Here is a 12223-nt window from a genome sequence, read left to right as displayed (position 1 = left end):
AGGTTTCTGGTGAAGCTTTTGTCAGGAAGCTTCAGGAAACGCTGCCTTCTTTAAAAAAAGGCAGCACCTGGAAACCTTTATTTTTCCGTCAGGTCAGAAGTTGGCGGTCAGGCTGACATTGAATGACCGGCCCATGCCCGGCAGCGCGCGCAGCACGCCGGTCGCTGCATTGTCGGCCAGCGACCATCCACCCAGCGGCAGTTCGTATTTCTGGTTCAGTACGTTGTCGATGCTGGCATCCAGCGTCACGTAACGCCAGTGGTACTGCCCCCCCAGTCCCAGCAGGGCATAGCCGGGGGTGCGGGGTTCGTTGCGGACCCAGTCCACGGTGTCCTTGGCCTTCACGAAGGTCATTTCCACCCGGCCGCTCCAGTTCTTCCACCGTTCGTTCAGCGATACGCTGCCATTGGTCGGCATCTGGTGGTACAGCCCCGCGCCATTGGTCAGGTCCTGCCCGCGCACCCAGTTGATGTTGGCCACGATTTCCCCACGGCCAAAACGGGCGTTCTGCCACAGGCGGTAATTGCCCGAACCGTTGATGCCGTAGCTCTGGGCATTGTGGTTGACGAATCCCAGCGTATAGAACTGACCGGCCGGTGCGATGCGCTGCGCATTCACGTAATCGTGGGTATAGGTGTAGTACGGCTGGACCTTCAGGTCCCACCTGTCCCCATCGGGGTCATGCCAGTCGGCGGTGATGGAGGCGGTATTGGCCACTTCCGGCTTCAGGTCGGGATTGCCGACATAGCCGTTACCGTCACCAAACCAGTTGATCATGCTGGTGACCATGGCCGATTGCCCCCAGGCATAGCGTTCATACAGGTTGGGCGAACGGGTCTTGCGCGCATAACCCCCTTCGATCGTAAGGTCGCGCCGGGGTTTCCAGCGGACCATGGCCGTGACATCGAAATTCACATCCGTCCGGCCCCGGTCGGTGGCGTTGAACGCATTGGCCGCATTGATGTTGGCCATGTTCATCATGTTCATGGTGGAGGAGTAGCCGGAAACCGGCCCCGTATTCATCATGACCAGGTCATTGCGAAAGCCCAGCAGCGTGGTCACGCGCGGGGTCCAGGCCGCTTCCCATTCCACGAAATGGCCCAGCCGGTCGCGGTGGCCGTCATTGATGCTGTGATAGGTGCCCGGTCCCATCATCATGCTGCCGGCAACGGGCGGCCACCAGTCATTCAGGCCGGAATGGTCGAACGAACTGCCCAGCCGCAGGGTCTGCCCTTCCGCCAGCGGTATCGTGGCCTTGATGCTGTAGCCCGCCATGCGGGCGTTGGTGTTCATGGGCATGTGGGTGGTCTTGTCACGGTCTGGCAGGAAGTCCATGGCGTGGTCCTCGCGCTGCCAGTAGCCGCGGGCCTCCAGTTCACCCCAGTCAAAGGTGCCAAGATACTTGCCGTTGACGAAGGTGGAGCGGTTGTTGGTCATGTCCATGTACTGGTTGGCGAACCCTTCATGCGGGGTGTCCTGCTGCCCGAATGTCAGGGTGAACAGGTGGTTGTCCCTGTGCATGCCAAAGGTCACGGCATGGTTGTAGGTCAGGTAACTGGTGGACCGGACCATGCCCGCATCGCCACCGCCACTGTAATCGCCCGCCTGGCTGTAGGATGCGTTGTAGCGCAGGCTGAACATGTCATTGGCCACCGTCAGGCTGCCCGATGCGCCATAGCCGCCGCCATTGCTGCGATAGGTGCCGGTGACATGCCCGGTGACCAGTATCTTGCCATGACGGGCGAATTGCGGGTCCTTGCGTTCCACGTCAATCGTGCCGCCGGTGCTGTCGCCGCCCATGCTGACGGGGGTGATCCCGGCAATGGCGGTGGCGGTGTCCACGCTGTCGGGATCGATGAAGGACAGGGCGGGGTTCATGTGGTTGGGGCAGCCCGATGCAATGCGCACGCCATCGACCACGGTCGCCACGCGGTCATCCGCCATGCCGTTGATGACCGGCAGGGACGCAAGGCCGCCGGCGGAATAGGTGCTGACGCCGGGCTGGTTGCGAAACAGGCTGGCGGTATCGGGGCTGCTCAGGCTGGCCGCCGTGCGGGATGCCTGCGATGGGGAACTGGCCGATAGCAGGCGGTCGCCCATGGGGGTGTTCTCGGCCGTATCCTCGATCGACAGGCCGGGCAGGGTCACGGTGGTTTCGGCCTGCGCCATGGCGGGATACAGGCCGGCGGCCAGCATGTAGCCGCCAGCAGCCGCGGCAATGGGCGCGGCCGTTCTTTTTATGGAAGTCACTTTTCATGTCCTGAACAGGAAACGGGAATGCGCACGCCCGGACGGGCGCGCGGCAGCGCGTGGGTTCAGGAAACGGAAGGTGGCCCGCGTGACGGCGGCAAGCCGAGTGGGGCGGAAGGGGGCGCGCGGGGCTGTCGTGGCTCATGCCGGGCCTGCCGCCATGCCATGGGCGGCAGCGGCAGGAACGGCAGAAGCGTCAGCGCAAGGGCGGGCAGGTGCAGGAGCGGGCACAGCGGGCAGCCTTCGGCATGGTCATGGCCCGGATGGGCCGCCATGTCGTGCCGGTCCGCGGGCATGCCACCCATCATGGCGTGATGATGGGCGGGGCCATGGGCCATGATGGCCGCATGTCCCGGGGGCGCGATATCGATCCCCGTCAGCCGCATGATGGTGGTCCGGGGCAGTTCCCCCGGCATGCTGCGGCTTTCGATCAGCAACTGCCCCCACAGCCCCAGGCATGCGCACAGCACCATGATCCAGCGGATCACAGGCATGTCATGCATGAAGGGGTGACGGGCGTGGCCCATGATTGAACAGGCTCTTTGTGGTTGTAAGATAAGACGGTAACAGATTTATGTTCTCGGGGGTGCATCCCTTTTTGTCAAATGGGATGCGGGCTGCCGTACCGGCTACAATGGATGGAACCGTGCCGCAACAGCAAGACAGAACGGCAGCCAGGCTGCTTGTCCCCGACGGCGCGCGGGCGCGCGGGCGCTGGGCGCGCATGGCGGCCGGGTGGGCGGTGCTGCTGGCGGTGCTGGGGCATGGCGTGATCGGCGCATGGCTGCTGCCGGGCGGCACGAAGGCACCGGCAGCCCCCAGTGAAAAAAACGCCATCCAGGTCTTTTTTGACCGGCCGGAGGTTGCAACGCCCCCCGGACCGGCTACGCCACAGCCACAGCCACAGCCACAGCCACAGCCACAGCCACAGCCACAGCCACAGCCACAGCCACAGCCACAGCCACAGCCACAGCCACAGCCACAGCCACAGCCACAGCCACAGCCACAGCCACAGCCACAGCCACAGCCACAGCCACAGCCACAGCCACAGCCACAGCCACAGCCACAGCCACAGCCACAGTCACAGTCACAGTCACAGTCACAGCCACAGCTACAAAAGGCCCCGGCTGCACCACCCCGTGGTGCGGAGGGCAGGCAGGAAATGCCAGTCATGCGGCGTACTCCCGCCAGCACGCCCGCTTCACCGCCCCGTGCCCCTGCCCACGCAACGCCTGCGCATGCAGGGGCGGTCCCGCCTGCCGCGCTGCCTGCGGGGCGACAGGCAGATACCGCCAGCGCCCCGACGGCATCAGCGCATGCGCAACAGGCCGCAACAGCCGCCCGACCCGCATCCACGGTGCATTGCACGCCACCGGCATGGCGCTATCCCCCCATGGCGCGACACATGCATGAAGAAGGCAGTGCGATGGTGGATCTGGTTATCGGGGGGCAGGGACAGGTGGTACAGGCGACCCTGCGCAGCAGTAGCGGTTATGACGACCTGGACCGCACCGCCATCGCCGCCGCGCGCAACGTACGCTGCACGGCTGACGGGGGGGCGCTGGACGGTACGCATCTCACGTTACCGGTCGTCTTTCACCTGAAGGGGTAAGGGATGGGTGGCCCCGGATTATCGGATGGGCGTGGGGTGGCGGGCACTGGTCCGCATGGCGCCGACCCGTGCGGCAACCAGTTGCTCCGCCCGCCCCAGTACCATATCGGCCTGCGCCGTAATGGCATTCAGGTCATAGGCCGACAGAACCTGCTTCCGGGCCGCCGCCCCCATCCGGGCGCACAGCGAGGGGTTGTTGTACAGCCGCAGCAGCAGGCTGGCGAGGCGTTCCGGGGTCGGGGGGGAAAGGAACAGGCCGGTTTCCCCATCCTTGATGACGTCAGCCATCGCGCCCACGGGCGTTACGATGGATGGCACGCCCGCCTGCATCGCTTCATGCAGGGCGATGCACAGCCCTTCGAACAGTGATGGCTGCACATAGCCATGCAGTCCGGCGCAATATGTGAACGGGTCGGCCTGAAAACCCGACAATGTCACATTATCCAGCCCTAGCGCCGTGATCCGGGCCTGCAGTTGCGGGGCGAGAGAACCTTCGCCACCAATATCCAGATGGATGCGGCATTGCGGCGCATGATCGCGCAGATAGGCCATGGCCTGAACCAGCAGCCCGTAATTTTTCTGGTGTTCCAGTCGGCCCAGCGTGCCCAGACGGAATACGGCACCCCCGTCCGGTCCCGTCCACGGTGTGGCCTGGGGCATATGGGCCTGCGCGGTGAACAGGGGCCATGTAATGACATCGCGTTCGGGCACATTCAGCTGTTGCGCCGTGCATTTTGCAACAAAGCGGGAATCCGCCACCCACAGATCCGTCAGCCGGTGCGTGGCGTGCAGGATACGGCGGTTCCATGGGCGCAGATAGGCATTGTGCTGCCAGCTGATCACAGGCCGGCGCAGCATGACGCCTGCCATCTGCCCATACAGGGTCGCGCGTGTCAGCGATGTCCAGATCAGGTCGGGTGCATGCCGCCGCACGGCGGCGAGGGTCGTGCGGAAAGATGCGAATTTGTCAGGATGGGGAGAGAGGATTTCATGGGCAATCCCCGCGTCTTGCAGCCAGGCAACCGCATTGCCCGCCTTGCGCGCCAGGGCGAGGACACGGACATCATGCCCGCGTCTGCGCATCTGCGCCACGATATCGGGCAGGGGACGTTCGGCCCCCCCGCCATTCAGGCTGTTGATGATATAGACAATCCGCATGCAAATGATTTTGACACGCAAAAATAAAAAATTAACACAGTTTATAATCGATGACACAATTTATGTTTGAATTGAAACACAAAATGAAAGTCCGTTACAAACGGATACCATGTCGTCTATAATATATATTATGGTTTTTTGATGACGGATATGTGAAATCCGGGTTTCCATGCTTTTTGGGGCAGGTTGCATGTCCCGGCATTCATACTGCCGGACCGGGGGCATGAGACCGGGCATGCATGCGTCGTCATGATGTCATCCGTGCGGGATGCATATGAAAACGCCCCCCATCATGCGACGGGGGGCGTGATCCGCATGGCTGGATCATGGGGTGTGGACCAGTTTGCGGTTCAGGAATTCCTCGATGCCGAATTCCGAAAGCTCGCGGCCATAACCGGAGTTCTTGATCCCGCCAAAGGGCAGGTCGGGCGCCGTGCCGGTAATGTTGTTGATGAACACCATGCCCGTGTCGATCCGGGCCGCGACGCGGCGGCCACGTTCCACATCGCTGGTCTGGATGGACCCACCCAGCCCGTATGGCGAATCATTGGCCATGGCGATGGCTTCATCATCACTGCCGACAGAATAGACGATGGCGACGGGGCCAAAGATTTCCTCATAGAAAATGGGGTTGTCCTTGGTGATGCCGGTCAGGATCGCGGCCTTCATGAAAAAGCCTTCGCGGTCGATCTTCTTGCCACCCGCAATCAGTTCCGCCCCGTGGGATACGGCTTTTTCCACCTGCGATACGGCGCGTTCCATGGCGGCCTGGCTGCTCATCGGGCCGTGGGTGACGCCCTGTTCCAGCGGGTCGCCGTACTGGAATTCGTTCACCGCCACCTTCAGGCGGGCCGTGAATTCGTCAACCAGTGACTTGTGCACGATCATCCGCTTGGCGGCGGTGCAGACCTGACCGTTATTGGACATGCGTCCACGGATCGCCATGGGCACGGCTTTGTCCAGGTCGGCGTCATCCAGCACGATGAAGGCGTCGGACCCGCCCAGTTCCATCGTGCTTTTCTTCAGCGCACGCCCGGCCTGCGACGCCACGGCGCTGCCGGCGCGTTCGCTGCCGGTCAGGGCGACACCACGCACTTCGGGGCGTTCGATCAGCTTTTCCGACTGGTCATTGGTAATGAACAGGTTGGTGTAAGCCCCTTCGGGCGCGCCTGCTTCACGGAACAGTTCCTCGAATGCTACGGCGCATTGCGGCACGCTCGGCGCGTGCTTGACCATGACGACGTTGCCCGCCATCAGGTTGGGGGCGGCGACGCGGGCCAGCTGGTAATAGGGGAAGTTCCACGGCTCCACACAATAGATGATTCCCAGCGGCTCGCTGGTGACGGTTGCATGACCCTGCGACACCGGCAGTTCACGCGGGGCGAGGAAGGTTTCCGCCTTCTGCGCGTAATAGGCCAGGATATCGGCCGAAAGTTCTATTTCCCCAATGGCCTCGGGCAGGATCTTGCCCATTTCGATGGAAATCAGGCGGGCATGCTTTTCCTTGTCCCGGCGCAGGATTTCCGCCGCCTTCAGCATAATGGCCTTGCGCTGTGCCAGGGAACGGTGCCGCCAGTCGCTTTCCCAGAACTCGTGGGCGGTGGACAGCTTCGCCAGCATTGTCCTGTCGTTATGCAGGTCAAAGACCTTTTCCGTCTTTCCGGTGGCCGGATTGATGGTGCGATACGGACTGGTCATGTCGTCAATGTCCTTTGTGGCTGCTTCGTGGGTCATGTTTTCATAACCGACGAAGGTTTGCGTTGTCTGAACGCGGAAACGGGTTGGCAGGCTATGGGATGATCCCGGCTGGCGCGACCCGTCGCGGGAACGCTCTCCCTATCGTGACTATATCCTGTCGTATATTGTCAATGCGTGCAGGCGACAGGGCAGGGGGCCGCCCGGGGTATGGTTTCCGCCTGTATCCAAGGCTGGGGCAGGCAATATGGCGGGTGTGGCGCCGGGCTGTCATCACGCGGGTTTGAACGCGGCGCGCCCCCAGCCGGCCGCACGGGACGCGTTGCCGGTCCGTTCATGCCCCATCACGGCCCCGGGGCCGGTTGTGCGGGGTTCCGTGTCGTGTACGATGCGGCCCGGTTTCAGATATCGCAGGAGGTTAAGGACCATGCACATTGACCTGACAGGCCGCACGGCCATCGTAACGGGATCAACCGGCGGCATCGGGCTGGCCATTGCAAAGGGACTGGTCACCAGCGGGGCGCGGGTGGTGGTGAACGGGCGCAGGTCGCCTGCCGTGGACAGGGCGGTGCGCGACCTGTCCGCCCTTGGCGTGGGAAAGGCCGAGGGGTTTACCGGCGATCTGGGCACGGCGGCGGGGTGTGCGGCGCTGGTGGCGGCCCATCCATCGTGCGATATCCTGATCAACAACCTGGGTATTTTTGAACCGAAGGATTTTTTCGACACGCCGGATGAGGACTGGAGCCGGTTCTTTGAGGTCAACGTCATGTCCGGCGTGCGCCTGTCGCGTGCCTACCTGCCGGGCATGAAGGAACGGAACTGGGGGCGGGTTGTCTTCGTGTCCTCGGAATCCGCGCTGAACATTCCCGTCGAGATGATCCATTATGGTTTCAGCAAGACGGCGCAGCTTTCGGTGGCGCGCGGTCTGGCTGAACGGATGGCTGGCACCGGGGTTACGGTGAATTCGGTGCTGCCGGGGCCGACGCTGTCAGAAGGGCTGGCGGACATGCTCAGGCCCGAACAGGAAAAGACCGGCAGGCCGCTGGAAGAAGTGGCGGCGGAATTCGTCATGACGCACCGCCCCACATCCATCATCCGCCGCGCGGCCACGGTGGAGGAAGTGGCGAACATGGTGGTCTACCTGTCATCGCCACAGGCGTCCGCCACCACCGGGGCGTCGGTGCGTGTCGATGGCGGGGTGCTCAGCACGATCTGAGGCCAGCCTGTGGGCCATTCCGCCAGCCACATGGACGTTTTGGGTGAAGCTGGAAAACAGGCATCGGGCCGGATTACTGGAACGGGCTGGCGGAATAGGACGGAGACGTCGTATAGCCCGCCGCCGGTACCGGCATGCTCGGCGCTGGATAACCGGAGGGACGGGTGTTCGGCGCGACATAAGTCGGGCTGGACAGTTTCTGCTCCGCGACGGAGGAATGCGCCGTAATGCTACCCGTGCCCGTGCCCGTGCCCGTGCCCGTGCCGATGCCCGGATTGATGCCGCTCTGGATACGGTTGCGGGCGGGCGTGGTCGTTGCCGCCGGGGCCGGCTGGTCGGGCATTATCCGGTCGGGATAGACCGCGCCGGTGCTGTCATAGTCCGTTGCGTTGTAGCGCCCCACGCAATTCTTGCCGCGCTCGGCCGTATGGACGGCTTCCAGTTCACCCTTCAACTGGCCGGGCTGGATATATCGGGCGCGTGCCATGCGCCGTGTATCTGCCGAGGCAAGGGCCTGCGTGTCCGTTTCATCCAGTTGGGCAAGCTGCGCACAGTTCTGCCGCATATAAGGTTCCGGGTTCACATATTGCGCATTGATTTCGGCGGGCCTGCTGGCACACCCCGCAACAGCCAGCATGCCTAGGCACAGGATCGTTTTTTTCATGGTCTTCCTGTCATGTGATCAATACCATGTCGCTGTATTGAATAAAGAAGTGCATTCATGGGGAGTATTTTATGGTTGAATTGTTTGTGTATTCATTAATGAAGTGACCGATATCGATGTGATTCCGCCATGATTGAAAAATAAACGATCACGGGAACGATCTGTCGGGACCATTATTAATGGAAACTTTCCATATTCTGCCCGGGTCGCATCCGTGACCATGAATATGCAACGCATCCCCGCCTGACGGGTTGCTGGCCGGATGCAACTGCGTACCATGTCAGAAAACGCGGGAGGGCATGTGCAGGGCTGCTTCAAAGGCAGCCATCGGACAGTCCGCAAATCCAAAAGAAGGTTTTGGTGAAGCGTTTTTCAAAAAGCTTCAGGGCAGGGGCCTGTGCCGGTACGTATATAAAGACCGACCCGCCCGCATCATACCGCTCACGCACGATATCGGCGCGCCCATAAGCGGCTGTCAGGTCGATATGGATGCCCGGGTATTCGATTCCAGAACCGGCCAGACGCCGTTCCCCGACTTGAGCATGACCGCGAAGTTCTGTCCGCTATCTGTAAGTCAAACGAAAGTCATGATCGCGGGCATGCAGTTGTGGGAACAGCATCAGCAGCGGGAGACCGGCAAGGTGGTCTCCATCGCTGCAACGCGGGGCCGTCCGGGGCAAGGCAAAACCGCAACGAGCCATAATGCACCGCAAAAGATGCAAGCCGCTAAGTCATTGAAAACTGGCGCGCCCTGCTGGATTCGAACCAGCGACCCACAGCTTAGAAGGCTGTTGCTCTATCCAACTGAGCTAAGGGCGCGTGGCCTGCACTTGTGCCAGATCGGGCCTAGTGCGTCCAGTTCTGGATCCGGTCATAACGGAAATTATCCGCATATGCCTTGGGGCGGCGGATGCGCGGGGTGGGGACTTCGATATCGAAGGCAATTCCCTCACGCGTGGCATAGGCCACGGCGCTGTCCTGATCGGGGAACTGCAGGCGCAGCTGCGACGGGGTATCGGCGCTGCCGGTCCAGCCCATCAGGGTATCGATATGACGGGGGCGGTTCTGCCCGTAATCCAGTACCCATGTATGGGTTCCGGCCTGACCTGACTGGGTGGAGGGTTTTGACTGCCTGTAAATCCGGGCTCGCATTACTATCCGTACTCCCTGGATATGGTCGGGGCGCCCGGACTCGAACCGGGGGCCTCGTGTACCCAAAACACGCGCGCTACCAGGCTGCGCCACGCCCCGCGACCACGAGCGGGAACCTATGTGGCAACTGCTGTTCTGGCAAGCACATTCTTGCAAAAAAATACCGCGCCCATCGTCCCTGCGGCAAGCAGTGCGGACGGGCGCGGCGAACAACAAGGCGTGTGATGGGGTGAAAGCAGCCGCACTCAGGCCTTTTCGACCGATTTGCTGGCCAGCGGCGGGATGAACAGCGGCGCCGTATCCCACGGGAACAGCACCCATGTGTCCTGCGGGACCTCGACTACGAAAATATCCGTGATCGGGCGGCCGGCGGGCTTGGCGTACAGGCAGGCGAACACCGCCTTGGGCAGCATCTTGCGCACAAGCTGCGCCGTGACCCCGGAATCGACCAGGTCATCGATGATCAGGAAGCCCTCGCCATCGCCCGCGGCATCGGCGTTCTTGACGACGGAGGGTTCGCCCATCTTTTCCTCGTCATAGGTCACGACGGAAATGGTGTCGATCAGGCGGCAGTCCAGTTCACGGGCGATGATCGCGGCGGGGATCATGCCGCCACGCGTGATGGCCACGATGCCCCTGAAGGGGCCACGGGTCATCAGCGTGCTGGCCAGTTGGCGGGCATCGCGGTGCAGCTGGTCCCATGTTACGGTTGCGTAGCTTGTAGCCATCAGAAAAGTTTTCCTCCATCGGGGACACGGCCATCGGGTCGGATCAGGACGGCCTCTCCATTACTGTCGGGCATGCCCAGCGTCAGCACCTCGCTACGCAGCGAACCGACCTGCCGGGGCGGGACATTGATCACCGCGCAGATCTGGCGGCCAATCAGCCGGGCCGGAACATAGCGGTGGTTGACCTGCACCACCGATGACCGGATCCCGATATGGGGACCGAAATCGATGGTCAGCCGGAAGGTGTGCCGTGGCGTTTCACGCACGGGGTGCGCATCCACCACCGTCCCGGCCCGGATATCAAGCCAGTCGCGGGTCGGTACGTGCCCCACCGCGCCGGGTGCTGCTGTATGCTCAACAGGGTCTGTCATGGAACAGCTTTTGCCTGTATCGGGGCCGATTTGCAAACAGGTGAACGTAATTTTTAGGGGGGAAGACGTAGGATATTGCGCGGTGGTGCTGTTAGGGTGACGGGATCATGTCTTCCGCTCCCGTTTCACCGTCCCCGCCCGGGGTCGAACCGTCCCTGCCCGCCGTGCCCCTGCACCGTCATCCGGGACTGCCCGCGTTTCTTGCCGCCCGCACGGCTTCGTCCTTTTCCGCCTGCGTGCAGGCCGTCGCGGTGGGGTGGCAGATCTATGCCCTGACCCACAGCACGACGGCGCTGGCGCTGGTGGGGCTGGCGCAGTTCCTGCCCATGGCGGGGCTGCTGCTGCCGGCGGGGCATGCGGCGGACCACCTTGACCGGCGCATGATCGTGGTGACGTGCCAGTGTATCGAGGCGCTGTCCGCCCTGCTCATGGCCATCGGCGCGCTGGGCGGCTGGACCACGCCGTGGATGATCTATGCCATGGTCATGGTGTTTGGCGCCGCCCGCGCGTTCGAGATGCCATGCCAGCAGACCTTTCTGCCCTCGCTCGTGCCCGTGCATGTGTTTCCGCGTGCCGCGGCGGTTTCGTCCTCGCTGTTCCAGGCGGCGGCGGTGACGGGGCCGTCGGTCGGGGGGCTGCTGTATGGCGCGGGGGCAGGGGTGTGCTACCTTGTCTGCGCCGTCGGCTTCGCCTGTGCGTGCGTCGGTACGTTATGTATCCGCCTGGCCTACACGCCCCGGCCACGGGTGCCGCTTTCGCTGGCCACGTTTGTGGAGGTCATGCATTTCATGCGTGCCCGGCCCGACATGCTGGGTGCGATCTCGCTGGACCTGTTCGCCGTGCTGCTGGGCGGGGCGACCGCCATGCTGCCGGTCTTCGCCAGCGATATCCTGCATGCCGGGCCGCTGGGGCTGGGGCTGTTGCGGGCCGCGCCGGCGATCGGGGCGGTGGTGTGTTCCGTCATGCTGGTGTGGCGGCCGCTCAACCGCCGGGCGGGGGCGCGCATGTTCCTGGCCGTGGCGGTCTTTGGCGTGGCGACGGTGGTCTTTGCCCTGTCGCGTTCCATGGCGGTGTCCATCATTGCGTTGGCGGTGCTGGGGGCGGCGGATGTGGTCAGCGTGGTGGTGCGTGGCGCGCTGGTGCAGTTGCGCACGCCCGACAGCATGCGCGGACGGGTTTCGGCGGTGAACATGCTGTTCATCGGGTCATCCAACCAGCTGGGTGAATTCGAAAGCGGGATGGTGGCCAGCCTGATCGGGCCGGTTGGCTCGGTCGCGTTGGGCGGGATCGGCACGCTGGCCATTACCATCGCGTGGATACGGATGTTTCCCGGGCTGTGGCGTCTTGACCGGCTGGATGACATTACGCCGAAATAGC

Annotated in this window: 11 protein-coding genes and 2 tRNA genes; 3 read left to right on the top strand and 10 right to left on the bottom strand. The window is 62.9% G+C overall.

The window, feature by feature from the left end:
• Positions 1–93: 93 nt before the first annotated feature.
• Positions 94–2250, bottom strand: coding sequence for a TonB-dependent receptor (locus S101446_RS06235; protein WP_087607915.1), 2157 nt, complete (start codon positions 2248–2250; stop codon positions 94–96).
• Between the two features lie 65 nt (positions 2251–2315).
• Complete coding sequence (locus tag S101446_RS06230; RefSeq protein ID WP_244184553.1) at positions 2316–2777, bottom strand: DUF2946 family protein; 462 nt, start codon at positions 2775–2777, stop codon at positions 2316–2318.
• Positions 2778–2896: 119 nt separating this feature from the next.
• On the opposite strand from S101446_RS06230, the gene S101446_RS06225 reads away from it, so the two are divergent.
• Positions 2897–3862 carry an energy transducer TonB gene (locus tag S101446_RS06225; protein WP_244184551.1) on the top strand — a complete coding sequence of 322 codons (966 nt, stop codon included), beginning with the start codon at positions 2897–2899 and terminating at the stop codon, positions 3860–3862.
• Positions 3863–3880: 18 nt separating this feature from the next.
• Here S101446_RS06225 and S101446_RS06220 read toward each other — a convergent pair whose 3' ends face one another.
• Both S101446_RS06220 and S101446_RS06215 read right to left on the bottom strand, forming a co-directional pair.
• Positions 3881–5020: a glycosyltransferase family 4 protein gene (locus S101446_RS06220; protein WP_087607912.1), complete on the bottom strand. Its 1140-nt coding sequence runs from the start codon at positions 5018–5020 to the stop codon at positions 3881–3883.
• Between the two features lie 324 nt (positions 5021–5344).
• On the bottom strand, positions 5345–6718 hold the full coding sequence (locus S101446_RS06215) for an NAD-dependent succinate-semialdehyde dehydrogenase (RefSeq protein ID WP_279629052.1): 1374 nt from the start codon (positions 6716–6718) through the stop codon (positions 5345–5347).
• 424 nt (positions 6719–7142) lie between these two features.
• Between S101446_RS06215 and S101446_RS06210 the strand changes: the two genes are divergently transcribed.
• Positions 7143–7931 carry an SDR family NAD(P)-dependent oxidoreductase gene (locus S101446_RS06210; RefSeq protein WP_010510961.1) on the top strand — a complete coding sequence of 263 codons (789 nt, stop codon included), beginning with the start codon at positions 7143–7145 and terminating at the stop codon, positions 7929–7931.
• Positions 7932–8004: 73 nt separating this feature from the next.
• On the opposite strand, the gene S101446_RS06205 is transcribed toward S101446_RS06210, so the two are convergent.
• From S101446_RS06205 to S101446_RS06180, 6 genes are all read right to left on the bottom strand, one after another.
• Positions 8005–8595: a hypothetical protein gene (locus tag S101446_RS06205; RefSeq protein ID WP_087607910.1), complete on the bottom strand. Its 591-nt coding sequence runs from the start codon at positions 8593–8595 to the stop codon at positions 8005–8007.
• A 742-nt stretch (positions 8596–9337) separates the two neighbouring features.
• Positions 9338–9414: transfer RNA gene (locus tag S101446_RS06200), tRNA-Arg, on the bottom strand.
• 27 nt (positions 9415–9441) lie between these two features.
• Complete coding sequence (locus S101446_RS06195) at positions 9442–9747, bottom strand: ETC complex I subunit (RefSeq protein ID WP_087607909.1); 306 nt, start codon at positions 9745–9747, stop codon at positions 9442–9444.
• A 22-nt stretch (positions 9748–9769) separates the two neighbouring features.
• Positions 9770–9846 (bottom strand) — tRNA-Pro (locus tag S101446_RS06190).
• A 146-nt stretch (positions 9847–9992) separates the two neighbouring features.
• Positions 9993–10475, bottom strand: a complete 483-nt coding sequence (gene gpt, locus S101446_RS06185; RefSeq protein WP_019086624.1) for a xanthine phosphoribosyltransferase — start codon at positions 10473–10475, stop codon at positions 9993–9995.
• Entirely contained in the window at positions 10475–10846 is a 372-nt protein-coding gene (locus S101446_RS06180; protein WP_010510970.1) for a tRNA-binding protein, read from the bottom strand. Before S101446_RS06180 ends, gpt begins: the two co-directional genes overlap by 1 nt.
• Before the next feature lie 107 nt (positions 10847–10953).
• Here S101446_RS06180 and S101446_RS06175 point away from each other — a divergent pair, with 107 nt between their 5' ends.
• The gene (locus tag S101446_RS06175) at positions 10954–12222 is read left to right on the top strand and encodes an MFS transporter (RefSeq protein ID WP_087607908.1); all 1269 of its coding nucleotides are present in this window, start codon (positions 10954–10956) and stop codon (positions 12220–12222) included.
• Position 12223 lies beyond the last annotated feature (1 nt).

It is taken from the genome of Komagataeibacter europaeus (genome assembly GCF_002173515.1).
Lineage (GTDB): Bacteria > Pseudomonadota > Alphaproteobacteria > Acetobacterales > Acetobacteraceae > Komagataeibacter > Komagataeibacter europaeus.
Note: the sequence above shows the minus strand (reverse complement) of the source record. Positions and strands in the feature narration are given on the sequence as shown.

Excerpts from the sequence above, each read along its gene's own strand:
- S101446_RS06220 (WP_087607912.1), bottom strand. The coding sequence starts at position 5,020 with ATGCGGATTGTCTATATCATCAACAGCCTGAATGGCGGGGGGGCCGAA.
- S101446_RS06195 (WP_087607909.1), bottom strand. The coding sequence starts at position 9,747 with ATGCGAGCCCGGATTTACAGGCAGTCAAAACCCTCCACCCAGTCAGGT.
- S101446_RS06205 (WP_087607910.1), bottom strand. The coding sequence starts at position 8,595 with ATGAAAAAAACGATCCTGTGCCTAGGCATGCTGGCTGTTGCGGGGTGT.
- gpt (WP_019086624.1), bottom strand. The coding sequence starts at position 10,475 with ATGGCTACAAGCTACGCAACCGTAACATGGGACCAGCTGCACCGCGAT.
- S101446_RS06175 (WP_087607908.1), top strand. The coding sequence starts at position 10,954 with ATGTCTTCCGCTCCCGTTTCACCGTCCCCGCCCGGGGTCGAACCGTCC.
- S101446_RS06215 (WP_279629052.1), bottom strand. The coding sequence starts at position 6,718 with ATGACCAGTCCGTATCGCACCATCAATCCGGCCACCGGAAAGACGGAA.
- S101446_RS06230 (WP_244184553.1), bottom strand. The coding sequence starts at position 2,777 with ATGGGCCACGCCCGTCACCCCTTCATGCATGACATGCCTGTGATCCGC.
- S101446_RS06210 (WP_010510961.1), top strand. The coding sequence starts at position 7,143 with ATGCACATTGACCTGACAGGCCGCACGGCCATCGTAACGGGATCAACC.
- S101446_RS06180 (WP_010510970.1), bottom strand. The coding sequence starts at position 10,846 with ATGACAGACCCTGTTGAGCATACAGCAGCACCCGGCGCGGTGGGGCAC.